Source organism: Bradyrhizobium erythrophlei, from assembly GCF_042430365.1.
Classification (GTDB): domain Bacteria; phylum Pseudomonadota; class Alphaproteobacteria; order Rhizobiales; family Xanthobacteraceae; genus Bradyrhizobium; species Bradyrhizobium erythrophlei.
Genome location: NZ_JBHMET010000255.1, coordinates 50160 through 75000, shown reverse-complemented (window position 1 = coordinate 75000; position 24841 = coordinate 50160). Strand labels below are relative to the sequence as shown.

At 64.0% G+C, this 24841-nt stretch carries 22 protein-coding genes, 1 rRNA gene and 1 riboswitch (1 of these 24 running past the window's edge); of the genes, 15 read left to right on the top strand and 8 right to left on the bottom strand.

Annotated features, from left to right (window positions below):
- Positions 1 to 1315, bottom strand: a 16S ribosomal RNA gene (locus ACFFWD_RS38795); it reaches 176 nt to the left of the window's first position.
- Between the two features lie 858 nt (positions 1316 to 2173).
- Here ACFFWD_RS38795 and ACFFWD_RS38790 point away from each other — a divergent pair.
- The 3 genes from ACFFWD_RS38790 (at position 2174) to ACFFWD_RS38780 (ending at position 5130) form a co-directional block, all read left to right on the top strand.
- Positions 2174 to 4252 carry a peptidoglycan DD-metalloendopeptidase family protein gene (locus tag ACFFWD_RS38790; protein ID WP_376974672.1) on the top strand — a complete coding sequence of 693 codons (2079 nt, stop codon included), beginning with the start codon at positions 2174 to 2176 and terminating at the stop codon, positions 4250 to 4252.
- Between the two features lie 172 nt (positions 4253 to 4424).
- Positions 4425 to 4784, top strand: coding sequence for an SPW repeat protein (locus ACFFWD_RS38785; RefSeq protein WP_376974671.1), 360 nt, complete (start codon positions 4425 to 4427; stop codon positions 4782 to 4784).
- A gap of 79 nt (positions 4785 to 4863) precedes the next feature.
- Positions 4864 to 5130 (top strand): hypothetical protein, encoded by a 267-nt coding sequence (locus ACFFWD_RS38780; RefSeq protein WP_376974670.1) that lies wholly within the window; start codon positions 4864 to 4866, stop codon positions 5128 to 5130.
- A gap of 54 nt (positions 5131 to 5184) precedes the next feature.
- Here the strand turns inward: ACFFWD_RS38780 and clpB are convergent, their stop codons facing one another.
- On the bottom strand, positions 5185 to 7836 hold the full coding sequence (clpB, locus tag ACFFWD_RS38775) for an ATP-dependent chaperone ClpB (RefSeq protein WP_376974669.1): 2652 nt from the start codon (positions 7834 to 7836) through the stop codon (positions 5185 to 5187).
- Positions 7837 to 8026: 190 nt separating this feature from the next.
- Positions 8027 to 8593: a helix-turn-helix domain-containing protein gene (locus ACFFWD_RS38770; RefSeq protein WP_376974668.1), complete on the bottom strand. Its 567-nt coding sequence runs from the start codon at positions 8591 to 8593 to the stop codon at positions 8027 to 8029.
- Between the two features lie 57 nt (positions 8594 to 8650).
- On the opposite strand from ACFFWD_RS38770, the gene ACFFWD_RS38765 reads away from it, so the two are divergent.
- Both ACFFWD_RS38765 and ACFFWD_RS38760 read left to right on the top strand, forming a co-directional pair.
- A complete protein-coding gene (locus ACFFWD_RS38765) occupies positions 8651 to 9166 on the top strand; it encodes a GNAT family N-acetyltransferase (protein WP_376974667.1) in 516 nt (171 codons plus the stop codon).
- Between the two features lie 72 nt (positions 9167 to 9238).
- Positions 9239 to 10015 carry an MOSC domain-containing protein gene (locus tag ACFFWD_RS38760; RefSeq protein ID WP_376974666.1) on the top strand — a complete coding sequence of 259 codons (777 nt, stop codon included), beginning with the start codon at positions 9239 to 9241 and terminating at the stop codon, positions 10013 to 10015.
- Positions 10016 to 10116: 101 nt separating this feature from the next.
- Here the strand turns inward: ACFFWD_RS38760 and ACFFWD_RS38755 are convergent, their stop codons facing one another.
- Complete coding sequence (locus ACFFWD_RS38755) at positions 10117 to 10740, bottom strand: TIGR02594 family protein (RefSeq protein ID WP_376974664.1); 624 nt, start codon at positions 10738 to 10740, stop codon at positions 10117 to 10119.
- Between the two features lie 231 nt (positions 10741 to 10971).
- On the opposite strand from ACFFWD_RS38755, the gene ACFFWD_RS38750 reads away from it, so the two are divergent.
- On the top strand, positions 10972 to 11844 hold the full coding sequence (locus tag ACFFWD_RS38750; RefSeq protein WP_376974662.1) for an alpha/beta fold hydrolase: 873 nt from the start codon (positions 10972 to 10974) through the stop codon (positions 11842 to 11844).
- A 14-nt stretch (positions 11845 to 11858) separates the two neighbouring features.
- On the opposite strand, the gene metW is transcribed toward ACFFWD_RS38750, so the two are convergent.
- The gene (gene metW / locus ACFFWD_RS38745; RefSeq protein ID WP_376974660.1) at positions 11859 to 12521 is read right to left on the bottom strand and encodes a methionine biosynthesis protein MetW; all 663 of its coding nucleotides are present in this window, start codon (positions 12519 to 12521) and stop codon (positions 11859 to 11861) included.
- Positions 12518 to 13726, bottom strand: coding sequence for a homoserine O-acetyltransferase MetX (gene metX, locus ACFFWD_RS38740; RefSeq protein WP_376974658.1), 1209 nt, complete (start codon positions 13724 to 13726; stop codon positions 12518 to 12520). The genes metW and metX overlap by 4 nt, the downstream gene beginning before the upstream one ends.
- An 84-nt stretch (positions 13727 to 13810) precedes the next feature.
- A riboswitch (SAM riboswitch) is annotated at positions 13811 to 13890 on the bottom strand.
- A 174-nt stretch (positions 13891 to 14064) separates the two neighbouring features.
- Between metX and ACFFWD_RS38735 the strand changes: the two genes are divergently transcribed.
- The 3 genes from ACFFWD_RS38735 to ACFFWD_RS38725 are packed head-to-tail and all read left to right on the top strand — an operon-like array spanning position 14065 to position 16999.
- A complete protein-coding gene (locus ACFFWD_RS38735) occupies positions 14065 to 14913 on the top strand; it encodes a chorismate mutase (protein WP_376974656.1) in 849 nt (282 codons plus the stop codon).
- 39 nt (positions 14914 to 14952) lie between these two features.
- The gene (hisC, locus tag ACFFWD_RS38730; protein WP_376974655.1) at positions 14953 to 16050 is read left to right on the top strand and encodes a histidinol-phosphate transaminase; all 1098 of its coding nucleotides are present in this window, start codon (positions 14953 to 14955) and stop codon (positions 16048 to 16050) included.
- A gap of 7 nt (positions 16051 to 16057) precedes the next feature.
- A complete protein-coding gene (locus tag ACFFWD_RS38725; RefSeq protein WP_376974653.1) occupies positions 16058 to 16999 on the top strand; it encodes a prephenate/arogenate dehydrogenase family protein in 942 nt (313 codons plus the stop codon).
- A 780-nt stretch (positions 17000 to 17779) separates the two neighbouring features.
- Here ACFFWD_RS38725 and ACFFWD_RS38720 read toward each other — a convergent pair.
- The gene (locus ACFFWD_RS38720; RefSeq protein WP_376974651.1) at positions 17780 to 19135 is read right to left on the bottom strand and encodes a phenylacetate--CoA ligase family protein; all 1356 of its coding nucleotides are present in this window, start codon (positions 19133 to 19135) and stop codon (positions 17780 to 17782) included.
- A gap of 176 nt (positions 19136 to 19311) precedes the next feature.
- Here ACFFWD_RS38720 and ACFFWD_RS38715 point away from each other — a divergent pair, with 176 nt between their 5' ends.
- The 6 genes from ACFFWD_RS38715 (at position 19312) to ACFFWD_RS38690 (ending at position 23918) form a co-directional block, all read left to right on the top strand.
- Complete coding sequence (locus ACFFWD_RS38715; protein ID WP_376974649.1) at positions 19312 to 19923, top strand: TetR/AcrR family transcriptional regulator; 612 nt, start codon at positions 19312 to 19314, stop codon at positions 19921 to 19923.
- On the top strand, positions 19920 to 20366 hold the full coding sequence (locus tag ACFFWD_RS38710; protein ID WP_376974647.1) for a cobalamin B12-binding domain-containing protein: 447 nt from the start codon (positions 19920 to 19922) through the stop codon (positions 20364 to 20366). The genes ACFFWD_RS38715 and ACFFWD_RS38710 overlap by 4 nt, the downstream gene beginning before the upstream one ends.
- On the top strand, positions 20363 to 22042 hold the full coding sequence (locus tag ACFFWD_RS38705; protein WP_376974645.1) for an acyl-CoA mutase large subunit family protein: 1680 nt from the start codon (positions 20363 to 20365) through the stop codon (positions 22040 to 22042). Before ACFFWD_RS38710 ends, ACFFWD_RS38705 begins: the two co-directional genes overlap by 4 nt.
- Positions 22043 to 22046: 4 nt before the next feature.
- A complete protein-coding gene (gene meaB, locus ACFFWD_RS38700; protein ID WP_376974643.1) occupies positions 22047 to 23048 on the top strand; it encodes a methylmalonyl Co-A mutase-associated GTPase MeaB in 1002 nt (333 codons plus the stop codon).
- Positions 23032 to 23478 carry a hydroxyphenylacetyl-CoA thioesterase PaaI gene (paaI, locus tag ACFFWD_RS38695; protein WP_376974641.1) on the top strand — a complete coding sequence of 149 codons (447 nt, stop codon included), beginning with the start codon at positions 23032 to 23034 and terminating at the stop codon, positions 23476 to 23478. Before meaB ends, paaI begins: the two co-directional genes overlap by 17 nt.
- 284 nt (positions 23479 to 23762) lie before the next feature.
- The gene (locus ACFFWD_RS38690; RefSeq protein WP_376974639.1) at positions 23763 to 23918 is read left to right on the top strand and encodes a hypothetical protein; all 156 of its coding nucleotides are present in this window, start codon (positions 23763 to 23765) and stop codon (positions 23916 to 23918) included.
- A 75-nt stretch (positions 23919 to 23993) separates the two neighbouring features.
- Here the strand turns inward: ACFFWD_RS38690 and ACFFWD_RS38685 are convergent, their stop codons facing one another.
- A complete protein-coding gene (locus tag ACFFWD_RS38685; protein ID WP_376974637.1) occupies positions 23994 to 24722 on the bottom strand; it encodes an SDR family oxidoreductase in 729 nt (242 codons plus the stop codon).
- Between the last annotated feature and the right edge of the window lie 119 nt (positions 24723 to 24841).

Below are 24841 nucleotides of genomic sequence, written 5' to 3'. Positions count from 1 at the left end.
TGGCGTGCTGATCCACGATTACTAGCGATTCCAACTTCATGGGCTCGAGTTGCAGAGCCCAATCCGAACTGAGACGGCTTTTTGAGATTTGCGAAGGGTCGCCCCTTAGCATCCCATTGTCACCGCCATTGTAGCACGTGTGTAGCCCAGCCCGTAAGGGCCATGAGGACTTGACGTCATCCCCACCTTCCTCGCGGCTTATCACCGGCAGTCTCCTTAGAGTGCTCAACTAAATGGTAGCAACTAAGGACGGGGGTTGCGCTCGTTGCGGGACTTAACCCAACATCTCACGACACGAGCTGACGACAGCCATGCAGCACCTGTCTCCGGTCCAGCCGAACTGAAGAACTCCGTCTCTGGAGTCCGCGACCGGGATGTCAAGGGCTGGTAAGGTTCTGCGCGTTGCGTCGAATTAAACCACATGCTCCACCGCTTGTGCGGGCCCCCGTCAATTCCTTTGAGTTTTAATCTTGCGACCGTACTCCCCAGGCGGAATGCTTAAAGCGTTAGCTGCGCCACTAGTGAGTAAACCCACTAACGGCTGGCATTCATCGTTTACGGCGTGGACTACCAGGGTATCTAATCCTGTTTGCTCCCCACGCTTTCGTGCCTCAGCGTCAGTATCGGGCCAGTGAGCCGCCTTCGCCACTGGTGTTCTTGCGAATATCTACGAATTTCACCTCTACACTCGCAGTTCCACTCACCTCTCCCGAACTCAAGATCTTCAGTATCAAAGGCAGTTCTGGAGTTGAGCTCCAGGATTTCACCCCTGACTTAAAGACCCGCCTACGCACCCTTTACGCCCAGTGATTCCGAGCAACGCTAGCCCCCTTCGTATTACCGCGGCTGCTGGCACGAAGTTAGCCGGGGCTTATTCTTGCGGTACCGTCATTATCTTCCCGCACAAAAGAGCTTTACAACCCTAGGGCCTTCATCACTCACGCGGCATGGCTGGATCAGGCTTGCGCCCATTGTCCAATATTCCCCACTGCTGCCTCCCGTAGGAGTTTGGGCCGTGTCTCAGTCCCAATGTGGCTGATCATCCTCTCAGACCAGCTACTGATCGTCGCCTTGGTGAGCCATTACCTCACCAACTAGCTAATCAGACGCGGGCCGATCTTTCGGCGATAAATCTTTCCCCGTAAGGGCTTATCCGGTATTAGCACAAGTTTCCCTGTGTTGTTCCGAACCAAAAGGTACGTTCCCACGCGTTACTCACCCGTCTGCCGCTGACGTATTGCTACGCCCGCTCGACTTGCATGTGTTAAGCCTGCCGCCAGCGTTCGCTCTGAGCCAGGATCAAACTCTCAAGTTGGACTTGAAACCTTGAACCGGCTGATCACAACGTTTGACGAGGTCCCACCATTCTTGCCGACCGAAGCCGACAGCTGCCCACGATTCACATCGCTGGCAACGATGGTGTAACCTTTAAAACGTGTACCGCCGAAGTCTTTCGTCCACTCTCGAAAGATGAAAGCCTAAGCTTTCAAGTATTCCGAGAGACGCAAGGACTCCGCCGTCCACGTTTCTCTTTCTTCATCTTCACTTGTCAAACAGCCCGAGGCCCGAAGACCTCAATCCTTCCCTGGCGAGAAGGTTCCGACACCCTTAGTCCGACGGCGAATCCCAACCGATTTATGTCGGCTGTTGAGTCACTCATCGAAGTGAGGAGCATCAAGGGCGCGAATGCTTGCCTTGGCCTCGTGGGCCAATGCAGCGCCGCGCTCAGTGGGTGCCTTATAGGCCGGCCCCTTCGGACCTGTCAACGCCTTTCGTCAAGAAATCGTCGCATGGGGACGAACTTTTTTCAGAGGCGGAAAAGTCCTGACTTTTTGGGACTTTGCGCCCCACTTGAGCCATAATCCTGCGACGTTCTGACTATAAGTTAAGCTTTGAGGCGCTCGAAACCAGTGGGGGCTCGGGTGCTTCTTTCAGGGGAACAGGCGATTTCTTCCTAGGAACCCGTCGCCTCTTTCCTTCACGGCCGAGCAATATCGAGAGATCTGCACACCATTGATGTTCGAGATAGCGGCTGGCTGATGGCCTTCGTGTTCCCGACATTCTTGCGTGTGGCTCGCCATACTCCCGCAACGCCTCTCTAGAGAGGTGAAGGCGGGGAATAGGGACGAGCAGAGGTCGATCGCATGTTGATGGAATTTGGGGGGATGCCGGGTTGAGCCAACGTGCGTCACGCGGAAGCGGCTTTGGACGCGAGACCGGGATGATTGATCTCGGTCACGAGCCGCCACTTTCCGTCGACGGCACCGAGGCCGCGGTGATCGACCGCCGCCGTGTCTCAGTACAATGGTTCAGCGGCACTATCCTGACCGGTCTGTGCGGCGCAGCTCTGATCGGCGGCGCCGTTTTTGCTTCGCTCGACGGCGAAATGACCTTTGCCAAGGTGCCGGAGCGCGTCGAAGGCGCGCTGCGCGGCGCATTCGGCGCCAATGATCGCGTCGTCAGCCTGCACAAGAGCGACCGCCTGCCGCCGCCGAGCGAATCCACCGCCTCACGCAACGTGGTGCGCGTCTCGACGGTCACCCGCGTCGGCAATCGTGACGTGATGCGGGTGCGGCCCTTCGTCCGCATCTCCGGCAATTTGTCGATGACGACCAGCGACCTGTCGGCGAAGATTCCACCTTTCAACGCGCAGCGGCTGCTCACCGATGTCGGCTCTGAGACGCCGGCCGCCGCCGAGGATCCCAACAATCCGGACGCCGTCGAGCCCGACGCCGAGGTCTCCTTCATCACCAAGGATCTCGGGACCGTGCTGCCGAAGGCCAAGCTCGCCGCCGTCGTCGCGCTCGACGACGTGTTGATGCGGGTACGTGATGCCGCCAACTGGCGCGGCGCCGGCGGCTCGGTCCGCTACACGCTCGCGAATGCCGCCGCCGACGCCACCGGCGCCGGCGCGCCCGACATGAAGATGGCCTACGCCACCGAGGGCAACGTCTCCGATCCCTATGCCGGCTTTGAGACCCGCGTGGTGCCGGAAAACGTAACCCTGCTGCCGAAGACCAAGGACCAGGTCACCGGCGGCAATCCGACCGGTGAACGGGTTCACGTCGTCAAGAAGGGCGACACCATCGCCTCGATCCTGCGCGACCAGGGCGCAACCCCCGACGAGGCCAAAGCGATTGCCGCAACGCTCGGCGCCCGCGGCCGCGACGGCGGCCTGAAGGAAGGCCAGAAGGTGCGGATCCTGATGGCACCGGCAGCTCCGGGCCCCGGCGTCCGGCTGCAGCCCTACCGCGTGATCGTTGCCAACGACACGACTGTCGAGGCCGTGGCCGCCCTGTCCGACATCGGCAAATACGTCGCCGTCGACGTGCAGAGCATGAACACGGTCGCCGAGACGGCCGACAATTCCAAGGACGACGACGACGAGGATGATGGCAGCGGCGTGCGGCTCTATCAGAGCATTTACGAGACCGCGCTGCGCAACAAGGTCCCGCCGACCGTCATCGAGGACATGGTCCGGATCTATTCCTACGACGTCGACTTCCAGCGCAAGGTGCAGCCCGGCGACTCGTTCGACGTGTTCTATGCCGGCGAGGACGAAGGCGCGACCATCACCGAAAAGACCGAGGTGCTGTTTGCGTCGCTCACGGTCGGCGGCGAGACCAAGAAATACTACCGATTCCAGACCCCCGATGATTCGGTGGTCGACTACTATGACGAGACCGGCAAGAGCGCGAAGAAGTTCCTGGTCCGCAAGCCCGTCAACAACGCGATCATGCGCTCAGGCTTCGGCGGCCGCCGCCACCCGATCCTCGGCTATACGAAGATGCACACCGGCGTCGACTGGGCGACGCCCTACGGCACCCCGATCTTCGCCTCCGGCAACGGCGTGGTCGAGAAGGTCGGCTGGGAGGGCGGCTACGGCAAATATGTCCGCCTGAAGCACAACAACGGCTATGAGACCGCCTACGGCCATATGTCGGCCTTTGCCAAGGGCATGGAAGTCGGCAAGCGCGTGCGCCAGGGCCAGGTGATCGGCTTCGTCGGATCGACCGGCATGTCGACCGGGGCTCATGTCCACTACGAAATCCTGGTTAACGGCCGCTTCGTCGACCCGATGCGCGTGAAGCTGCCGCGCGGCCGCTCACTCGAAGGGCCGATGATGGCGAACTTCGAGAAGGAGCGCGACCGGATCGACGCGCAAATGAACAGCCGCGGCAGCTCGCGCGTCGTCTCCGACGCCACCGCGACCACCGGCGCGCCGTTGACGCGATCGATCAGCAACCGCTGATCGGCCCCTCCCCCGCAATCAAGCAAAGCTCGGAACCGTTCTCGCCGCGCAGCCTGCTGTGGTGCCGGAAGGCCGGCTTTGCCATGATTCGATCAAAATTCATCCCCCAGGCGGGAACCCGTGCGGCGGTCATCCGGTTGATTTGTAAGTAGAACCTCCAATGGAGGGTGTCATGGAGAACTGGACGAACGCAAAACTCTGCGACGTCGCGAACCTGATCCTCGGCGCGATTCTTTTCTTCGCACCTTGGGTGCTCAACTTCGACGCCGGAATGGTCTCCACCAACGCCCACATCGCGGGTCTCGCCATGGCGATCCTTGCGGTCGCAGCCCTGGCGGCATTCGCGGTTTGGGAGGAGTGGCTGAACCTGATCGTCGGCCTTTGGACGCTGGTCTCGCCGTGGGTCCTGGGTTTCCAGGGAACCACTGCGATGACGGTATGCGTGATCATCGGCGCCGCCGTCGCGATCCTTGCCGCGATCGAACTCTGGGTGATGTCGCAGAACCCGCCTCGGCTCACCACTCATAGCTGAGGCGTTGACGTAATAATCTGCTTGCCAGCCGGTTCGGCGGCGGGCCGTGACGTAGCCGTGCTTGAGAGGGATTCACGCCATGACTCGCCTCACCCGCGACGACGTGCTGCGAGCAGTCCGCAACGCCGACGATGTCACCATCGCCAGGATCATTGCATCAGGCGCGACCGTGACCGAGCTCGCCGAGGCACAAGCTTGGCTTGCCAATGACGAACCGCTGATGAATGCCGGCAAGCCGCTGGTCACCGGGCGAACCCGCGAACTGGTCGATATCCTGTCTGAACTCGAGCCCGGCGACGATGATGAGCCCGGGGAGCGCGGCCCGCCGATCGTCCCACAGGAATAGCGCGCGAACAAAGACCCTCCCCGCGATCGGCGGGGAGGGTCTTCGCATTGCGCGTCAGTTCAGCTTGCGCTTCGGGACCGGCGCGTCGAACTGCACGATCTCGGCGGTCCGGGGCACCTGACCGTTGAAGGTCAGGACGTTACCCTTGACCGAGATCACGACGTGATCGCCGTCCTTGACCTCGCCGGCCAGGATCATCTCGGCGAGCGGATCCTGCACGCTGCGCTGGATCACGCGCTTCAGCGGGCGGGCGCCGTAGGCCGGATCCCAGCCCTTCTCGGCCAGCCAATCCCGCGCCTTGGCGTCCAGCTCGAGCTCGATCTTGCGATCCTCCAGCAGCTTTGTGAGGCGAGCGAACTGGATCTCGACGATCCGGCCCATCTCGCTCTTCTGCAGCCGATGGAACAGGATGATCTCGTCGATGCGGTTCAGGAATTCCGGCCTGAAATGCGCCCGCACCACGCCCATCACCTGGTCGCGCACCGCTGCCGTGTCCTCGCCCTCCGGCTGGTTCACCAGGAAGTCCGACCCGAGGTTCGACGTCATGATGATCAGCGTATTGCGGAAGTCGACGGTACGGCCCTGACCATCGGTCAGGCGGCCGTCGTCGAGCACCTGCAGGAGCACGTTGAACACATCGGGATGCGCCTTCTCGATCTCGTCGAACAGCACGACCTGGTAGGGCCGCCGCCGCACCGCTTCGGTGAGCGCGCCACCCTCGTCGTAGCCGACATAGCCGGGAGGCGCGCCGATCAGCCGCGAGACCGAGTGCTTCTCCATGAACTCGGACATGTCGAGGCGGACCATCGCGGTCTCATCGTTGAAGAGATCAGCGGCGAGCGCCTTGGTCAGCTCGGTCTTGCCGACGCCGGTCGGGCCTAAGAACATGAACGAGCCGGTCGGCCGGTTCGGGTCCTGCAGCCCTGCGCGCGAACGGCGCACGGCGGTTGCCACCGCACGCACGGCCTCGGCCTGGCCGACGACGCGCTTGGCGAGTGAGTCCTCCATCCTCAGGAGCTTGTCCTTCTCGCCCTCCAGCATCTTGTCGACCGGCACGCCGGTCCAGCGCGAGACGACCTGCGCGATGTGGTTGGCGGTGACCGCCTCCTCCATCATCTCGCCGCCGTTCCGCGCGACGCTTTCTTTGGCCTCGATATCGGCGAGCTTCCGCTCCAGCTCCGGGATCCGGCCATAGGCCAGTTCGCCCGCGCGCTGGAATTCGCCGCGACGTTGTGCATTGGCAAGCTCGACGCGCAGCGCATCGAGTTCGCTCTTCAGCTTCTGTGCGTTGGAGAGCTTGCTCTTCTCCGCGCTCCAGCGCGCCGTCAGGGCCGCCGACCGCTCCTCGAACCCGGCGAGTTCCTTTTCCAGCGTCTGCAGGCGGCTGCGCGAGCCGGCATCGTTCTCCTTCTTCAGCGCTTCCTGCTCGATCTTCAGGCGGATGATGTCCCGATCCAGCGAATCGAGTTCTTCCGGCTTGGAATCGACCTGCATCTTCAGCCGCGCCGCGGCCTCGTCCATCAGGTCGATGGCCTTGTCGGGCAGGAAACGGTCGGTGATGTAGCGGTTCGACAGCGTGGTCGCGGCCACCAACGCGGAGTCGGTGATGCGAACGCCGTGATGCTGCTCGTACTTGTCCTTCAAGCCGCGCAGGATCGAGATCGTGTCCTCGACCGTGGGCTCGCTGACATAGATCGGCTGGAAGCGCCGCGCCAATGCGGCGTCCTTCTCGACATGCTTCCGGTACTCGTCGAGCGTGGTCGCACCGATGCAGTGCAGCTCACCGCGCGCCAGCGCGGGCTTCAGAAGGTTGGAAGCGTCCATGGCGCCATCCGCCTTGCCGGCCCCGATCAGCGTATGCATCTCGTCGATGAACAGGATGATGCCGCCCTCGGCGGACGAAACCTCCTGCAAGACGGATTTCAACCGCTCCTCGAACTCGCCGCGGTATTTCGCGCCGGCGATCAGCGCGCCCATGTCGAGCGACAGGAGCTTCTTGTCCTTCAGGCTCTCCGGCACGTCGCCATTGAGGATGCGTAGCGCCAGGCCCTCGACGATCGCGGTCTTGCCGACGCCGGGCTCGCCGATCAGCACGGGGTTGTTCTTGGTCCGCCGCGACAGAACTTGAATCGTGCGGCGGATCTCCTCGTCGCGGCCGATGACCGGATCGAGCTTGCCGTCACGCGCGGCCTGGGTCAGGTCGCGGGCATATTTCTTCAGCGCGTCATAGGCGTTCTCGGCGGTCGCCGTATCCGCGGTGCGGCCCTTGCGCAGCGCTTCGATTGCCGCGTTGAGGTTTTGCGGAGTAACGCCACCCTTGGCGAGGATGCCGGCGGCCTCGCTGCCTTTTTCGAGCGTGAGCCCGAGCAGCAGCCGCTCGACGGTGACGAAGCTGTCGCCAGCCTTCTCGCCGGCTTTCTCCGCGGCATCGAAGGCGCGCGCAAGCTCCGGCGACAGGTAGACCTGTCCGGCACCGCCACCCGAGACTTTCGGCAGCTTGTTCAGCGCCTCTTCGGTCGCTTTCAGGATTGCCCGGGAATGACCGCCGGCGCGGTCGATCAGACCACCGGCGAGCCCCTCGCTGTCGTCCAGCAGCACCTTCAACAGATGCAACGGCGAGAACTGCTGGTGCCCATCGCGCATTGCGAGCGACTGGGCAGACTGGATGAATCCGCGCGCGCGCTCGGTATACTTTTCTACGTTCATTTCTTTTCCCTCGGCCTGCCGTCACCACCCATTCAGGCATGGTTCCGACATCTTCATTGGGTTTCCGCGGGCCGCGTTGACGTTCCTCAACCAGCCTCTGGCGTCGCCATCATTTCTTAGGCTTGCCGCAGATGTGGGCACTTGGTTCCAAAACGGAAGGGCCACGGCCTGCGATTTCGCCCGCTGGTGCTCAGCGCCGCACGACGGCGACGAGATAGCGGCAAGGCTGAGCGCTTTCATTACGGAAGACGATGTCCGACGGCGGGCCAAGCTCGATGCGGTCGCCCGCGGTAAGCTCGTGACGAAGCGCGCCCTCTATCAGCGTGAGGTGGCCGTCGATCACCCAGACCACCTGACGGATCAGGTGATAGGCACTGGCCGGAAAGCCGACCTCCTGCCGGGCAGGCAGTTCGATCTCCACCAGTTCCAGCGGATTGGCGGCGTGCAGGAACACCTGCCGCCGGAGATAGTCCGCCTTCGGATCGCGCCAGGTCGGTTGGTCCTTGGCACGGACAAGACGGGAACTCTCCGAAGCGGTCACCTCGAACAGCGCGGCCATGGTCAGGCCATAGGCCGTCGCGATCCGCGACAGGGTCGCAGCCGTCGGGCTCGCCTCGGCCCGCTCGATCTTGCTGAGCATGGCCTTGGACACGCTGGCCCGGCCGGCGAGTTCCGCCAGCGACCAGCCGCGCGCGTCCCGCTCGGCGCGGATTCGGCGCCCGAGCCCTTCATCCGCACTGTCTTCTATAGTTGACATATCGTCTTATATAGTAGACGATTAGTCAGTTCAAGAGTTCTCTCGAGGAAATCTGCGATGGCGATCCGCCCGGCCACGGAACAAGACATTCCCGCAATCACCGCGATCTACAACGAGGTCGTCGCCCACTCGAACGCGGTCTGGACCGAGAAACGGGATACGGAGGCCGACCGGCTCGCCTGGATGAAGGCAAGGCAGGCGCTGGGCTATCCGGTGCTGGTTGCCGCCGAGGGAACCAGCGTTCTCGGCTACGGCACCTTCGGCGATTTCCGCGCCTGGCCGGGTTACCGCTACACCGTCGAGCACAGCGTTTACATCCAGGCCGCCCATCGCGGCCACGGGCTCGGGCGCATCATCGTCGACGAGCTGGTGGCGGCTGCGACCGCGCTCGGCAAGCACGCCCTGATCGCCGGGATCGACGGCAGCAACGAGGCCTCGCTCCGGCTGCATGCGCGGGCCGGCTTTGTCGAGGTCGCCCGCATGCCGGAGGTCGGCCGCAAGCTCGGTCGCTGGCTCGACCTCGTGTTCATGCAACGCATTCTGGACGCACCCGGCGCGGCGCGCGCGGACTAACCGCCGGCTCGTTCACGGCAGGTTTTCCCGGCGCACCAAACAGGATAAAGCGGGCGCCTGGAAGGAACGCACATGTCCCCTGCAAAGATCGCCGGCATCTACCGCTACCCCGTCAAGGGCCTGACCCCTGAACCGCTGCCCAGCGCTGTGCTGAAGGCCGGCCAGACCATCCTGTCCGACCGCCGCTACGCCATCGAGAATGGTCCGAGCGGCTTCGACCCGGCCGAGCCGAAATGGCTGGCAAAGCCCCATTTCCTGATGCTGCAGCGGGACGAGTGGCTGGTGCCGCTGCGCGCTCATTTCGATGACGGCAGCCACGTGCTGACGCTCCGCCGCGACGGCGCGGTCGTCGCCCAGGGCGATCTCGAAACAGCCGAAGGCCGTGCGGCGATCGAACAATATTTCGCCGGCCAGCACGCCGCACAAATCAAGGGGCCGCCGAAGGTGCTGGCGAGCGCAGGCCACAGCTTCTCCGACGTCGCACGCAAGGTGGTCTCGATTATCAATCTCAACAGCCTGCGCGCGATCGAGAACATCGTGCAGGCGCCGGTCCATCCGCTGCGCTTCCGCGCCAACCTCTATGTCGAGGGCTGGCCGGCCTGGCACGAATTCGACCTCCTCGACCAGACGATTGCGATCGGCAGCGCGCGGGCCAAGGTGGTCAAGCGCATCACCCGCTGCGCGGCAGTCAATGTCGATCCCGACACCGGCGCACGCGACCTCGCCATCCCGCACACGCTGATGCAGCGGCTCGGGCACAATGAATGCGGCGTCTATGCCGAGATCATTGCCGACGGCAGCGTCGCGGTGAACGACGCGATCGCCGCCGAAGAGCCGACGCTGGTGTAGCGTCGTAGTTCGCAGGATGGATAGAGCGCAGCGAATCCCATCGCCTTCGCGTTGAGGTGTAGGCGGTGGGTTTCGCTGCGCTCTACCTACCCTATTCCAACTCAGTTGGGCATCACGTAGGCGTAGATCCGGCCGCGCGACACCGGCGCCTCGCGAACACGGTTGCCGTTGTTGCCGGAGATCATGATCGGATTGCCCTTGGCATCGACGCCCGTGATGACGCCGACATGACCGCCGCCGCGGCGGCCCATCACCGCGATTGCGCCGACCTGCGGGCCGGATACGCGCTGGCCGTATTTCGCAAATGAGCTCGCCATGTCGGAGCCGGTGCCACGATGGCCGGTATGCTCCAGCACCATGTTCATGAAGCGCGCACACCACAGGTTCGAGCGGCTGGTCGGGTTGCCGCCGAGATAGCGCCGCGCCTCCGCGACGATGCCGGATGAGCCGAAGCTGCCCGAGGCGGCGTCGGGCGCGACGCTGGCGTTGGCGTCGGCGAGGCCGCGCGTCTGCATCTGCCCGACGCCGCGCTCCCAGCGCGAAAGCCGTGCCGCATGCCGATGGTGATGATGCGCATGATGCCGCGCATGGTGACCGGCGTGCGCGTGACGGGAATGGTGGGGACGGGCGGAAGCCGGAGCGGCTGAAATAACGGCGAGAGCAACCGAACACAGAGCCAGCGCCATAACTCGAAGCGACCGGCGATACGCAAGCAACTGAACCATCTTGATCCTCTGTAGGGCCCCCTATTCCTGATCGCGTTCCCCGAAGGTGGGGAACCCGGCGGCGGTTTTTGAAAGTCGGGATGTGGCGAGAGGAAGATTTCTTGCGGCACTGCGGAAACGATTTCTGGGTCATTCCGCGACGATGCGGTGACGAAAAAGAATCAACGCCGCCGCATTGCCGCCGCGGAAATTAATTGCAAATCTGAGGCCGGCCTACGAGAAGGAATTTCAATGCCCCACGTCGTAACGAAAGATAATGTCCGCCTCCATTTCGAAGAGGCCGGACACGGGACCCCGATCATTTTCCTGCACGAGTTCGCCGCGGACCACACCAACTGGGAGCCGCAGATGCGCTACTTCTCGCGCGGGCACCGCTGCATCGCCTATTCCGCGCGCGGCTACACGCCGTCGGACGTGCCGCCAAGCGCCGAGGTCTACACCTATCGGCACTTCTATACCGATGCGCTCGCGGTGCTCGATCATCTCAAGATCGAGAAGGCGCATTTCGTCGGCCTGTCGATGGGCTCCTATTCGTCGCTGCAGATCGGCCTCAACGCGCCCGAGCGCGCGCTCTCGATGACGCTCGCCGCCGTCGGCTCCGGCTCCAACCTGGAGAACCTCGACGCCTTCCGCGCGCAGTGCCGCGCCAATGCCGAGCAACTGGAAGCGATCGGCTCCGTCGAGGTCGCGAAGGTGACGCGCGAGGCGCCGAGCCGGATTCCCTTTCTCCTGAAGGATCCGCGCGGCCACGCCGATTTCTACGCCGCCCTTGCGCGTCACGACGCCAAAGGCTCCGCCAACACGATGCGCAGCTTCCAGGGCGGCCGGCCCTCGATCTACACCATGACGGATGCGATCCGGCGCGTGCCGACGCCGGCATTGATCCTGTGCGGCGACGAGGACGACAATTGCGTCGAGCCGAGCCTGTTCCTGAAGAAGCATCTGCCGGCCGCGGGGCTCGCCTTCTTCCCGAAGTCGGGCCACGTGCTCAATCTCGAGGAGCCCGCGCTGTTCAACGAGATGGTGGAGCGCTTCATCGCGCTGGTGGAGGCCGGACGCTGGCCGGTGCGCGATCCAAGGTCGCTGGTGGCAGCGCCGGTCTAAGCCGGCGCCGCTACCTATTTCCCCGCACCGCGGCTCAGCAGGAACACGCCCTGCTCGCCGAACATGTTCCAGACCCACCAGGGCAGGTTCAGCGGCACCGGACGGCCGTAGAGATCGAGCGCGACCGCGCGCTCCATCTTGACGTTGATCTCGTCGCAGAGCTGCACGAAATCCTTGATGGTGCAGAAATGGATGTTGGCGGTGTCGTACCAGGTCGCCGGCAAATTCTCCGTGCGCGGCATGTGGCCGCCGACCAGGAGCTGCAGGCGCATCTTCCAGAAGCCGAAATTCGGGAACGAGACGATGGCGCGATGGCCGATGCGCAGGAGGTTCTCGAGCACCACCTTCGGCTGCCGCGTCGCCTGCAGCGTCTGCGACAGGATCACGTAGTCGAAGGCGTCGTCGGGATAGTTGACGAGATCGGTGTCGGCGTCGCCCTGCACCACCGCGAGCCCCTTGGCAACACAGCGGTTGACGCCCTCGCGCGACAGTTCGATGCCGCGGCCGTCGATGTCGCGGCTCTCAAGCAGCTGCAGCAGGTCGCCGTCGCCGCAGCCGACGTCGAGCACGCGCGAGCCCGGCTGCACCATGTCGGCGACCAGGAGATGATCGGTGCGATAGCTTCCGGTGCGCTCGGGCGCTATGCCCGGCAGCGGCAGGGTTTGCTGGATGCTCATGACTGGCCGTCGCTATGTCCAAGGCCGCGCGCCTTGCCTGCCGCCTGCAGGAAAGCTCGGGCGATATCGAAGAGTTCGGGCACGTCGAGCAGGAAGGCGTCGTGGCCCTTGTCGGTCTCGATCTCGGCAAACGACACCCGCGCGCTCGACGCGTTGAGCGCATGCACCAGCGCACGCGATTCCGAGGTCGGGAACAGCCAGTCGCTGGTGAACGACATCACGCAGAAGCGCGTCTTGATCCCGGCGAACGCCTTCGCCAGCACGCCGTTATGGTCGGCGGCGATGTCGAAATAGTCCATCGCGCGCGTCAGATAGAGATAGCTGTTGGCATCGAAGCGCTCGACGAAGGACGAGCCCTGGTAGCGCAGATAGCTCTCGACCTGGAAATCGGCGTCGAACGAGAAGGTCGGCAGGTCGCGATCCTGCATCCGCCGTCCGAACTTGCGATGCAGCGCCGCGTCGGACAGATAGGTGATGTGCGCCGCCATCCGTGCCACCGCGAGGCCACGATGCGGATGCGTGTCCTCGGCGACATAGCGCCCGCCGCGCCAGTCCGGATCGGCCATCACGGCCTGCCGGCCGAGCTCATGGAAAGCAATGTTCTGCGCGGAATGACGCGTGCTGCATGCGATCGGCAGCGCCGAGAACACCCGCTCCGGATAGGCCGCAGTCCATTGCAGCACCTGCATGCCGCCCATCGAGCCGCCGACCACGCAGAACAGCGTGGTGATACCGAGGTGATCGACCAGCATCGCCTGCGCGCGCACCATGTCGGGAATCGTGATGATCGGGAATTCGAGCCCCCACACCTTGCCGGTCGCGGGATTGATCGACGCCGGCCCGGTCGAGCCCATGCAGCCGCCGATCACGTTGGAGCAGATGATGAAGTACTTCTCCGGATCGAGCGGCTTGCCCGCGCCGACCATGGTGTCCCACCAGCCGGACTTGCCGGTGACGGGATGGGTGTTGTTGACATGCTGGTCGCCAGTCAGCGCATGGCAGATCAGGATCGCATTGGAGCGATCGGCGTTGAGCTCGCCATAGGTCTGGTAGGCGATCTGGAACGGCGCGAGATCGACGCCGCAATCGAGCTTGAGCGGCTGGTCCATGCCGAACTTCGCCACCAGCGAAGATGGATGATCGGCCTCATGGGCGCGATCGTCGCTTTGGATCGTCGGGCTCGATATGGAACGCACGTTGCTCATGTCAGCGACCCTGCCTCCGCGCGGGAGGCTTCGAACAGAAATCAGGCCATAAAAAACCCGGCCTGAACAAAGGTTCGGCCGGGAGCTGATCTGTCCCCGGCCTGTTTAGCGAGTTGTTTAACGTGGCTGCAAGCCGGCCGGCTCAAATGACCACGGAAGTGCCGGGAAACTAGTCCCAGCCCCGCCGTTCGTCAAGGCAGCCTGACCCTGCCACGCATGGTTAACCCGATGGCGCAGAGCAGCGCCGCGTCGTTTCTCTTTGCTTTCGGCGCCTGTCTTTCCTAATCAAGACCCCGTCCTTGGGCGGCATCGGGCCGCCCCGACGACAAGGTTTTACGATGTCCAAGCCGCCCCCGTCGCCGCCCAGCTTGCAGGAGCTGCGCAAAGAGATCGACGCGATCGACGAGCAGGTTCACCGCCTGTTGATGGCGCGTGGCGACATCATCGACCGCCTGATCCAGGTCAAGCAGACCCAGGAGGTCGGCTCGGCGTTCCGCCCGGCGCGCGAAGCCAGCATGATGCGCAATCTCGTCGAGCGCCATCGCGGCATCCTGCCGCTCGACACCATCGAGAGCATCTGGCGCGTCATCATCTCGACCTTCACTTACGTCCAGGCGCCGTTCTCGGTGCATGCCGACGTCTCGGTCGGCGAGTCCGCGATGCGGGACTCGGCGCGGTTTCATTTCGGCTTCGTGGTGCCTTACGTGGCGCATTTCAGCGCGCAGGCCGCGGTCGAGGCGGTGGCGAAATCCAAAGGCGATCTCGCGCTGGTCTCGGCGATCTCGAGCCGGACGCCGTGGTGGAATGCGCTCGAGGCCAGTGGTGCGCCGAAGATCATCGCGCGCCTGCCGTTCCTCGAGCGCGCCGACCATCCGGCCGCGCTGCCGGTGTTCGTGGTCTCCCGCGTCGCCGACGATGCGATGGTGACCGAAGTCCAGATGTGGAGCGTGCGCGTCTCCGGCTGGAATGCCGACACCGCCCGCGCGCTGGCGCCGCTCGCCGAGATCGTCGCCGTCCCCGACACCGCCTTCGACGGCGCAGCGCTTCTGGTCTCGGTCGCGGGCCACGACTTCGAGAAGATCAAGCTCGCTCTGATCCAGGCCGGCGCCTCGGTCCGCTCGTCGGCCCTCGTCGGCAGCCACGCAACGCGCTATACGGTGCCCCCTAACGGGTCGGCCAAGACTTGACGTGAGAGATCCAGGCCGTCCGCCCATCCGGAGTTGAAGATGTCCCGCCCCGTGCCGAACCCCGGCATTCTCGATATTGCGCCCTACACGCCCGGCAAGAGCCCGGTGCCGGAGCCGGGCCGCAAGGTGTTCAAGCTGTCCGCCAACGAGACGCCGTTCGGCCCGTCGCCGAAGGCGAAGGCCGCCTACCAGCACGCGCTCGACCATCTCGAGGATTATCCGGAAGGCACCTCGCGCGTGCTGCGCGAGGCGATCGGCCGCGCCTACGGGCTCGATCCGGACCGCATCATCTGCGGCGCCGGCTCCGACGAGATCCTCAATCTGCTCGCGCACACCTATCTCGCACCCGGCGACGAGGCGATCTCGACCACCCACGGCTTCCTGGTCTACCCGATCGCGACCATGGCGAACGGCGCCAAGAATGTTGTCGCCGCCGAGACCAATTTCACCGCCGACGTCGACGCGATCCTGAAAGCGGTGACGCCGCGCACCAAGCTGGTGTGGCTCGCCAACCCGAACAACCCGACCGGCACCTACATTCCGTTCGACGAGGTCAAGCGCCTGCGCGCCGGACTGCCGCCGCACGTGCTCTTGGTGCTCGACGCCGCCTATGCCGACTACGTCTCGCGCAACGACTATGAGTTCGGCATCGAGCTGGTGGCGACCACTGAGAACACGGTGGTGACCCACACCTTCTCGAAGATCCACGGCCTCGCGGCGCTGCGCATCGGCTGGATGTTCGGACCTGCGCACATTGTCGATGCGGTGAATCGCATCCGCGGCCCCTTCAACGTCTCGACGCCGGCGATGCTGGCGGCGGCGGCCGCGATCGAGGACTCTGCGCATGTGCAGATGTCGCGGGTGCACACCGAGACCTGGCGCAACTGGCTCACCGAGGAGATCGGCAAGCTCGGCCTCAAGGTGACGCCGAGCGTCGCGAACTTCGTGCTGATCCACTTCCCGACCGACAAGGGCAAGACCGCGGCCGAAGCCGACGTGTACCTCACCAAGCGCGGCCTCGTGCTGCGTGCACTGAACAATTACAAGCTGCCGAATTCGCTGCGCATGACCATCGGCACCGAGGAGGCGAACCGCCTCGTGGTCGACGGCTTGCGCGACTTCATGGCCGGAAAGTGAAGCCGACGTGAACGCTACCCCCCTCTTCAAACGCGTCGCGCTGATCGGCTTCGGCCTGATCGGCGGCTCGATCGCGCGCGGCGCGCGCGCGCAAGGGCTGGTCGGCGAGATCGTCACCACCGCACGCTCGGAGACGACGCGCGCGCGCGTCGCCGAGCTCGGCATCGTCGATAAGGTCGTGGCGACCAATGCGGAGGCCGTGAAGGATGCCGACCTCGTCATCCTCTGCATCCCCGTCGGCGCCTGCGGACCGGTCGCGGCCGAGATTGCGCCGCATCTCAAACCGGGCGCGATCATCTCCGACGTCGGCTCGGTGAAGGGCGCGGTCGTGAAGGACACGGCGCCGCATTTGCCGCAGGGCGTTCACTTCGTGCCGGCCCATCCGGTGGCCGGCACCGAGCATTCCGGTCCGGACTCCGGCTTCGCAGAACTCTTCATCAACCGCTGGTGCATCCTGACGCCGCCGGAAGGTACCGATCCTGCCGCGACCGACCGGCTGCGCGCTTTCTGGGCCGCGCTCGGCGCCAAGGTCGAGGTCATGACGCCGGACCATCATGACCTCGTGCTCGCGATCACCAGCCATCTGCCGCACCTGATCGCCTACACCATCGTCGGCACCGCCGACGAGCTGGCGCAGGTCACCGAATCCGAAGTGATCAAGTTCTCAGCCGGCGGCTTCCGCGACTTCACCCGTATCGCGGCGTCGGACCCGACGATGTGGCGCGACGTGTTCCTTGCCAACAAGGACGCGGTGCTGGAGATGCTCGGCACCTTCAGCGAAGACCTCGCGAAGCTGACCCGCGCGATCCGCCGTGGCGACGGCAAGGCGCTGTTCGATCATTTCACCCGCACCCGTGCCATCCGCCGCGGCATCGTCGAGATCGGCCAGGATTCGGCGGCCGCCGACTTCGGCCGTCCGCACGCGAGTTTGACGAAGAAGGCGGATTGAGGCGCCTGCCGTAGCCCGGATGTAGCGAAGCGAAATCCGGGTTCTTCATTGGTAAAGCGGCCCCGGATTGCGCTGCGCTTCATCCGGGCTACAAGCTCAACGCGACACATCGTCATTGCGAGCAAGATTCCGATTCACATATCAAATAGCGATGAGGATGCGACACTGCATTCTCGCGACGCATTGCGTCCGAGTCTTGCGTCACTTTCCACCCTCCTCTCAAGCAGAGGGCGCAGGGAAAGCCGGGTGCCGATCGCACCCATGGGTCCGGTGCAGCAAAAAGCACCGGGGTAGGACCAAAGGTGAAACCGGAAACACGCCGGCTTTCCCTGCGCGATGGTTTTACGGTTTCCTTCGTGCTCTCCCCGGCGAGACCAGGCTTGGTTGTCACCGTCGTCCCTGAGAAGCGTTAGCTTCTCAAGAAGTCGACACCTGCCACTGGGGCGTCAGGACCACACGACTTCGCCGTCCGCTCTGAGCTGCCTTCGTCTTGCGCAGCCATTGCGTCCACCGCATCTCACCGCAACACTCGTGACGATCGCGACGCGCCCTCAATCGGGTGAGACGGGCGGAGTCCTAGTGCTGATTTGCCCGACGACGGAAGCGCCAATTTGCCCGTCGGGTTAATTTGTCGCACCCTGTTGGTTACTGACAAACTGATGCGCTCCCCTCGCCGAGTGCGGCGAGGGACTCCTGAAGGGAAGTCGACGATGAGAGGGCTGGCCGTCGGCAAACAGAAGGCTTGAGCGCGATGATGACTCAACCCGATCTCGTCGCACTTCAGGGCCGGAACCGCGGGCGTCGATCATCGACCCGGTTCGCCTTGGAGATCGCCCGCTCCAGCGAATTCGGCGGCAGCACCTCGACCTCGAAATTGATGTTGGTGTCGTTCTTCAGCCGGCGCTTGACCTGCTTTGCCAGCTCGCCGTCGAAATCCGCCTGATTGGCCGTCTTGGCCGCCGGATCGCGCTCAACCCGCACCGTTGCCGTGTCGAGTGCGCCGTTGCGTTCGAGCACGATCTTGAACTCGACACCGGTCCCTGGCACCGACAGCAACGAACGCTGAACCTGGCTCGGATAGACATTGGCGCCGCGGATCAGGAGCATGTCGTCCAGACGGCCATAGACGCCCATGGGAAGGCGCGGATAGGTCCGACCGCAGCCGCAGGACTCGTAGGTCATATGCGACTCGTCGCCGGAGTAGAAACGGATCATCGGCTGCGACTGCCGTCGTAAATGCGTGTAGACGACCGCCCCGCTCTCCCCGTCGGGCAGCGCGCGGTTCGGATTGTCCTTGGCAACGATCTCGGTCCACACCTCGTCCTGCATCACGTGCACGCCCTGGCCGCGTTCGCATTCGGCGTTGGTGCCCCACGGCGTCATCTCCGATGTCGTCGCCATGTCGCGCACGACGATGCCCCATCCGCTCTCCAGGGCCTGGCGCGTTCCGGGTATCGATGAGCCCGGCTCGCCGATGAAGATGCCGAGACGCAGCGGCGACGTCGACGGGTCCAGCCCCATCGATCGCGCCACCTCCAGCATGTGCAAGGCGTAGCTCGGCGTCGTGATCAGCACGGTCGACTTGATCCGCCACATCAGCTCGATCTGTCTTTCGGTCTCACCCGCGCCGACCGGGAAGGCCGTCGCTCCGAGCCGCTCGATGCCGAGCAGCGAGCCCCAACCGCCCATGAACAGGCTGAAGACCGTCGCAAGCTGCACGACGTCGCCCGGGCGCACACCGCAGGTATAGAAGGCCTGCGCCATCACCTCGGCGATGTAGTCCCAGTCGCCGCGCGAGATTGCGTAGAGGGTCGGCTTTCCGCTGGTCCCGGAAGATCCGTGCACGCGGCAGACATCGACCGGGCCAGCGCCAAGATAGCTGCCGAAAGGCGCATGCTCGGCCTGATCGTCGCGAAGCATCTGCTTGGTGATGATGGGCACGCGCGCGGTGAAGGTGGCGATCGAGGTCACCTGATCGGGGTGAAAGCCGGCCCGATCATAATGCCGTCGGTAGAACGGCAAATGGTCATAGGCATAGCGCAACTGCCGCTGCATCAAGCCGAGAACCTCCGCCTCGCGCACGTCGCGCGGGCGGGTCTCCTTCTCCGAATTCCAATAGGCGCGCGGCTTTTCCATGCCTCACCCTCCCTTTTTTTATTGACTAAACGCTTGTTTAGCTGTAATCTCAGAAAACGTCAAGATGCTGGCGAGGTCGACGCTTTTCAGCTTCAGAAAATGGAGTAACTTGGCGCGATCGCTGGCCCTTTTCGGTCGAATGCTAAACAATCGTTTGGTTATCTTGGAGGCACACTTTGGCTGCCACTCTTGCAAAGCAACAGGCGAACCGTTGGCCGGCGCTGCTGGAAGCCGCCGCCACGCTCTTCGCCGAGCGCGGCTATCATGCAACGACCATCCGCGATGTCGCCCAAGCAGCCGGCGTGACGCCGGGCGCGCTGTATTTCCATGTCCCGACCAAGCAGGCGCTGCTTGTCGCGGTCTATACCGAAGGCGTCGACCGCATCGTCCGCCATGTCGACAATCTGGTCGATCAGGAGACCGAGCCTGCGCGGCGGTTTCGGCGCGCGATCGAGGCGCATCTGGAATCCATCCTTGATGCAAGCGCGTTCGCGCGCGTCATCGTCAGGGTCATCCCGGACGATGTGCCGGAAGCTGCGGCCGAGCTGCGCGCCCAGCGCGATCGGTATGAAACGCGATTCCGCGCCCTCATCGCCGCCCTCGGCCTCCCCTCCGACCGGTCGCCGACGTTGCTGAGAATGCTGCTGCTGGGCGCCCTGAACTCAACACCCATCTGGTATCGGCGCTCAAGCGGCGGCCTGGATACCATCGTCGACGAGTTCGTTGCCGTGTTCGGCAGCGGCCCGTCTGGCCCGAATGCCAAGCCCCGACGGAGATCAAACCGATGATGAAGGTCGACGCGCTGCCGATCCGTGCGCTGGTGACGAAGATCGGCCTCGACGGACACGATCGCGGCAGCCGCATCGTCGCCGCCTATCTGCGCGACGCCGGCATGGAGGTGATCTATACCCCGCCGTGGCAGACCATTCCGGGCGTGGTGAAGCTCGCGACCGAAGAAGATGTCGACGTCATCGGCATCAGCTCGCTGGCAACCGATCACCTGATCGTGCCGAAAATGATGGATGCGCTGCGGGCGGCGGGGCTTGGCCATGTGCAAGTCATCGTCGGCGGCATCGTGCCCGACGAGGAGAAAACTGCATTACTCGCGGCCGGCGTCAGCCGGATTTTTGGCCCCGGTTCGGCCCGCGAGGAGATCGTCGATTGCGTCACAGCGCTCGGCCGGCAATCGCGCGCAGCGCGCAGCGACGAATTTTCGGAGGCGACCCCATGACCCGCACCGCGATCCAGCTTCCGCTCCCCGGCTTTGAACATGCGCAGGGCGAATGGCGCACGCAATATGCCCGTCAGATCGGCGATGAGAAGGCGATCCGTAACCGATCCGGAATCGAGATCCAGCCGCTTTATTCGCCGCGCGACTGGAATGGCGAGCGGTATCTCGAGGACCTCGGCTTTCCCGGCCAGTATCCGTTCACGCGCGGCATCTATCCGACGATGCATCGCGGCCGCACCTGGACGCAGCGTCAATTGATCGGCCTCGGCACTCCGGAAGACTACAACAAGCGGGTGCGACGCATCATCGAGGCGGGCGCCACGGCAATCAGCCTGCTGCCGTGCTGTTCGGGCTTTCGCGGCATCGACTGTGACGAGGTCGATCCGGTGCTGCTCGGAACCTGCGGCACCGTAATCAACACCACCGACCACATGGATGATGCGCTTGACGGCGTTCCGATCGGTGAAATCTCGACGGCGATGAACGACCCCTCGCCCTTCACGCTGCTTGCCTTCACGCTCGGCGTGGCGCGGCGGCGCGGCATCGACTGGCGTTCGGTGACGGGAACGTCCAATCAGAGCGACTACATTTCGCACTTCATCGCCAATCACCAGTTCTACCGCCTGTCGCTGCCGGGATCGCGGCGGGTGCTGCTCGACCACATCGAATTTTGCCGACGCCGCGTTCCGAACTGGAATCCGGTCTCCGTCGTCGGCCAGCACATGCAGCAGGCCGGCGCGACGCCGGCGGAAACCATGGGCTTCACGCTCTCCACCGCGATCCAGTATGCCGAGGATTGCATCGCGCGCGGCATGGATATCGACGACGTGCTGCGCCGCTTTACCTTCTTCTTCGACATCTCGATCTCGCTGTTCGAGGAGGTTGCGAAATTCCGTGCCGGACGCCGCATCTGGGCGAAGATCGCGCGCGACCGGCTGGGGGCGAAGGATCCCGCCTGCTGGCGGTTCAAGTTCCATGGCCAAACGTCGGGCGTCGATCTGACCCAGCAGCAACCGCTCAACAACATCGCGCGCGTATCGATCCAGGCCATCGCAGGCATTCTCAGCGGGCTGCAATCGCTGCATACGGACGCCTATGACGAGGCGATCGCCTGTCCGAGCGAGGAGACCGCGCGTGTCGCGGTGGCGACGCAAAACATCCTGCGCGACGAGGCCCGGCTTTGCGACGTCATCGATCCGCTGGGCGGCTCTTATTACGTCGAGCGACTGACCGACGAGATGCAGGCGGAAATCGAAGCCGTGATTGCGAAGATCGACGCCGCCGGCGGCATGTACAAGGCCGCTGAAACCGGCCTGGTGCAGACCATGATCGGCGAATCGGCGCTTGCGTTCCAGGAGCAGGTTGACTCCGGTGAGCGCAAGATCGTCGGGGTCAATTGCTATCAGATCGAGGAGGATTCCACGGTCCCTCCGGCCGAGCGGCCCGATGCCGACGCGATGCTCCGTCATGTCGAGCGTTTCAAGACATTCAAGCAGGAGCGCAGCCAGCGCGAGGTCGCCCGCGCGCTCGACGCCTTGGCGCGCGCCGCCAACAGCACGGACGAGAATGTCTTTGAAAAAGTGGTGGAAGCGACCGAGGCCGGCGTCACACACGGCGAAGTGGTGAGTTGTCTTCGCCGCGAGCTCGGTTTCGGGCATCCGTTGATCGTTGCCTGATCCGATGACAGCGGATTCCATCGCAACGTCGCTTTTGGAGCGGCTACAGGCCGGCGACGCCAGGGCGATCGCACGAAGCATCACGATCATGGAAGCCGGAGGTCCGGCCGCCTCCGCCTTGCATCGGGCGATCCTGCCGCAGACGGGCCGCGCGCTTACGGTCGGCTTTACCGGGCCGCCCGGCGCCGGCAAATCGACACTGATCGATGCATTCGTGACCGAGCTGCGCCGGAGCGGACGAACGGTGGCCGTCGCCGCGGTCGATCCGTCAAGCCCGTTGTCCGGGGGCGCGGTGCTTGGCGACCGCGTGCGGATGGGGCGGCACACCGAAGACGCCGGCGTATTCATCCGCTCGATTGCCTCGCGCGGCCACCTCGGCGGCCTGACCGACAGCATCCAGCCGATCGTCGACATTCTCGATTTCGCCGGCCGCGACGTGATCGTGATCGAGACCGTCGGAGCCGGACAGTCCGAGGTCGAGATTGCCGAGATTGCCGATGTCCGGATCGTCGTCAATGCCCCCGGCCTCGGCGATGACATCCAGGCGATCAAGGCCGGAATATTGGAAATCGCGAATGTGCTTGTTGTCAACAAGGCGGACCTTCCACTGGCCTCACGCACGGTCCGGCAGCTCCGCAGCATGTTGAGCCTGCGCCGCGAGGGCGACCGGAATGTGCCGGTTATCGAGACGGTGGCAAGCTCCGGACAGGGCGTCGACGAACTGCTCTGCGCCGTCCTCAAGTCAGCGCCGCAAACGCCCGCGGAGCGCGAGGCGCGCCGCCGCACCCGCGTCCGCCGCCTTGTGGCAGAGGCCGCTGCGGCCGAGATCCGGCGCAGGATCATGGAGCGGAGCGATCCAGCGTTCTCGGACACCCTCAGGCAAGCCGAGGCGGGAGAGATCTCGATCGAGGAGGCCGTGCGCGCGGCGCTCGAATTCGCCGACGAGCGCGATCATCCTCGCCTCCGGCACATGACGTGCATCGAACGCAATGACCCCGTTACCTGACGATCCGTGCCGGCTGGCCGAGCAATGCGCCGCCGTCATGCTCGCGGGCGATGCGCCCGCACGGGCGTTCGGCTTCTCGCTGCGCAAGGTTGCGCCCGGCGAGGCCGAACTCGAGATGACGGTTTCCGAGAGCAGCTTGAATGCGTTCGGGACATGCCATGGCGGCGCGCTCTTCACGTTGGCCGATACGGCGCTTTCGATCGCCTGCAACAGCTACGGCCGGCAGTCGGTCGCCCAGCAATGCAGCATCACCTTCGTGCGTCCGGTCCGACTGGGCGATCACTTGATCGCCCGCGCGTTTGAACGTTGCCGCACGAGCCGGACGGCGATCTATGACTGCACCCTGACCAATGCACGGGATGGAAAGGTGATTGCCGAGTTCCGCGGCCATTCGCGGACAATCGCGGATGCAATGCCGACGCCGATCTAGCGCGGGCGCTCGTTTGCGCCATCGCCGGGGCAGACATCGGCATACCTTCGTATACGTCCTTCATCCCTTCTCATGCCCTGCGCTGACGCTCGTACAATTGAGTGACGGCGAGAAGTTTTTACACTCACCGCGGTAGCTTCCAACGAGAGCAATCGTCGTTTGGAGCCGGCACGAGTTGGGTTCAAAAACCTGTGATCAAGATCGCTGCTCAGCCGAACGAATCGCAAGATTGATGCGACAAACAGGTGTTCGGCTGGAATGCGGGTTCGTCGAGGAACACTCAAATGAACGTCACCATTCAAAAGCTCAATGGCCTGTGGCACCTCATCGTCGGGTCGTGCCAGCTCCGCACTCCGTTCCTGGAGAGCCAGGACCGGGAGTTGGTCGTGGCCTACGCCCGGCGTGTCTACCCTGGCGCCAAGGTCTTCGAACGTGACTGATTTCGAGTTTCGAGTGACGGCGGCGCAACGGCAAGGGTTGCCCTCTTGCTCGCGCCGTTCGAACCAAGATGCCCGCTAAAGATCGAAGTTCGTCGGCAGCATGACAACGTCGCGAATGGTCATGCCGCGTGGCCGCGTCAGCATGAACATCACCACATCGGCCACCTCGCTGGCCTCGAGCAGGCTCCCGGATTCCTTGGCTTGCTTCAGCTTCTCGGACGGCCAGTCCGCGAGCAATGCGCTGATGACGGGCCCGGGCGAGATCGAGCCCACGCGGATGCCGTGCTTGAAGACTTGGCGTCGCACGGTCTGGACAAAGCAGTTGATCGCCCATTTGGACGACGCATAGACCGGCTCCCACGGCGTCGGAAAATGCGCCGCCAACGAACTCGTGACGATGATGTCGCCCGTCCGACGCGCGATCATGTGCGGCAGCACGTCGTGCACATTCTTCATCACGACGTTGACATTCAGGTTCAGCATCCGGTCGATCGCCCCGCTGTCGGCGTCGACCAGGTCGCCGCCGACATAGGTACCGGCATTGGCATGCAGAATGTCGAGCTGGCCGGCCTTCTCCAGGACCCGCGGCAGCAGCGTCGCGCAGTCCTTCGGATCGAGCAGATCGATGACCAACGGGATCACGGCGTCGCCATGCTTGCTGCCGAGTGCCGTTAGCGCTGCCGCGTCGCGGTCGACCATCACCACGCGCGCACCCGCTGCCAGCATCGCCTCGCTGCTCGCCAATCCGATGCCCGACGCAGCGCCGGTCACGGCGGCAACCTTGCCTGCCAATTCTCTCGCCATGAGTCCTCCCTTGCCGAGGTCGCCATAACACGCGCCGCAGTATAGCAAGCCCAGGCGACGCAAAACCGCATTCATTGGTGACCATTGCGAGCGAGGTGAGACGAGCACCACGAGCTCGA